The following is a 1970-nucleotide window of genomic DNA, read 5'->3' on the forward strand; positions in this document are numbered from 1 at the left end:
TAGTTGGTGGGAGACTGCCTGCGAGGGTAGGACGTTGCCGTGCTTTTTTAATATTCCGGCTTAGCTCAGTTGGTAGAGCGCTTGACTGTTAATCAAGATGTCGTCAGTTCGAGTCTGACAGCCGGAGTATATTGGAGTGTTGTCCGAGTGGCTTAAGGAGCATGATTGGAAATCATGTATACGGGTTTAATCCTGTATCGAGAGTTCAAATCTCTCACACTCCGTCATTAATATCAAAAGAGCTTGTCAGATGAATGTTTGACAGGTTTTTTTATGTAAAAATAATTAATAACTAAAGAACTATCTGGTTCACTAGTTTGTGTATGCAGTTAGCGAAAATGATCGCCATATTAATCTCTAAGGGCACCAGACTGAAGAATTGTAGTCAAACATTAAGCGGTGGTATACCATATCTCTATATAGTGAAGGACCGAAGGATATGCTGCAGGGCTTAAGCAGGCTAAAGATACTGCTATTAGGCGATAAATTAGTCAGCCTAAGGGCAAGATTGCTGGCAGGAATGGTTGGACATCTGCAGAATTAATGTCTAACTACAATTCTGCAAGTGATGCCGATACTAACGTTGTGGTACCACCAATTGTGCCTTCGAATCCTCAGCAATCAGGCCCTTCAACCCCTTCAATTGGTTCGAACTCAACTAACGCTAGTCAAGCTGAGCCAACAACCTCCGTTCAAAAGGTGCTGCTCAAGCACAATGCCTACCTTTATGATGACCAGGGCAAGAAAGCGAATCAGCTTACTTTAAAATTTGACTCGCTTTTGACTGTTTATGGTAAAGAAATAATTAATGATAGAGCTTTTTATCTGGTTACAAGCCCGCTAAATAACGGAGAGAAGTATTATATTGCGGCAGGCAACGTTGATGCAGCCAAGCTCAAGCTTAAGCATGATGCCTTTGTTTATGATAAGCATGGCAGGCATATTCAAAACACTAAGTTAATCAGACGAGGCAGGCTAGTTGATACTTATGGAGCACCAGTCCAGATTCGTGGGCAAAAATACTATATTATTGCACGCAGTCGCTTTGTCAAAGCAGCTAACTTTGCCAGCTTGGCTTTAAAAGCTACTAGCTATAATCCAGCTACTAGCAAAGAAAATTCCATTTCTGCGGTTACTCAAAAAGTCATGCACAATGCCTACCTTTATAACAAGCAAGGCAACCGTGCTAATGAAGCAATCGTTGCGGCTGGTTCAATAATTGAATCTCCTGGCAAGACAATGCTCAACAACAGGACATATTATGAATTAGCAGAAGGTCTATATATTGACGCAAACAATATTGATGGCCAAGTGATGCAACTAGGACACAATGCCTATCTTTACAATAAATACAGTCATAGGCTAGATAAGTCTGTACTGAAGAAAAATAGCATGATTAGGACCTATGGCGATGCAATATCAATCAAAAAAAGCAAGTACTACATTGCTGGTAAAAACCGCTATGTTAAAAAAGCCAACTTGCTTGGTTGATCTGATTGTAAGCAAATAGTCTCCTGTCTGATGTACAGGCAGACATAATAACAACGCTCTTAAACCCACTTCATTTATGGAATTGGTTTTTTGCGTGCAGTGGAAGTTAGGCTAATCTGCAGAAATCTGCGAAAAAATCTAGACAAGGATAAAATCTTATGGTAAAGTTTTAAGAGTGGTCGAGAGATAACGACACAATGGAGGATTAGCTCAGCTGGGAGAGCATCTGCCTTACAAGCAGGAGGTCATAGGTTCGAGCCCTATATCCTCCATAACCCGGAAGAGAATGAAGGCAACTTCATTCTTTTTGTTTTAGGGCATTAGAATTGAGTATTCTCACTATTCGAAAAAATTCGAAAATTGCAATTTTAAGTTGAACACCCTACTTGATCTGATAGATGCAATCTAATCTTCTTTCATATAATTCATCGGGTGTGTGGTAGGCTAAGATCTTGCGGGGCAGGTTATTGCACCATTCC

The 1970-nt window shown here is 40.5% G+C and carries 1 protein-coding gene and 3 tRNA genes; all 4 read left to right on the plus strand.

The features are described 5' to 3' along the window. The first annotated feature begins 54 nt into the window (after positions 1 to 54). Positions 55 to 127 (plus strand) — tRNA-Asn (locus tag AC2JF7_RS08965). 6 nt (positions 128 to 133) lie between these two features. Beyond that, positions 134 to 224, plus strand: a tRNA-Ser gene (locus AC2JF7_RS08970). Positions 225 to 543: 319 nt separating this feature from the next. Further along, positions 544 to 1491, plus strand: a complete 948-nt coding sequence (locus AC2JF7_RS08975; RefSeq protein ID WP_500728351.1) for an SLAP domain-containing protein — start codon at positions 544 to 546, stop codon at positions 1489 to 1491. Positions 1492 to 1690: 199 nt separating this feature from the next. Further along, positions 1691 to 1763, plus strand: a tRNA-Val gene (locus tag AC2JF7_RS08980). The last annotated feature ends 207 nt before the right edge of the window (positions 1764 to 1970 follow it).

The sequence above is a fragment of the Lactobacillus sp. XV31L genome, assembly GCF_059900865.1.

Bases quoted from the DNA above. Each gene is read 5' to 3' on its own strand.
- AC2JF7_RS08975 (WP_500728351.1), top strand. From the start codon at position 544: ATGTCTAACTACAATTCTGCAAGTGATGCCGATACTAACGTTGTGGTA.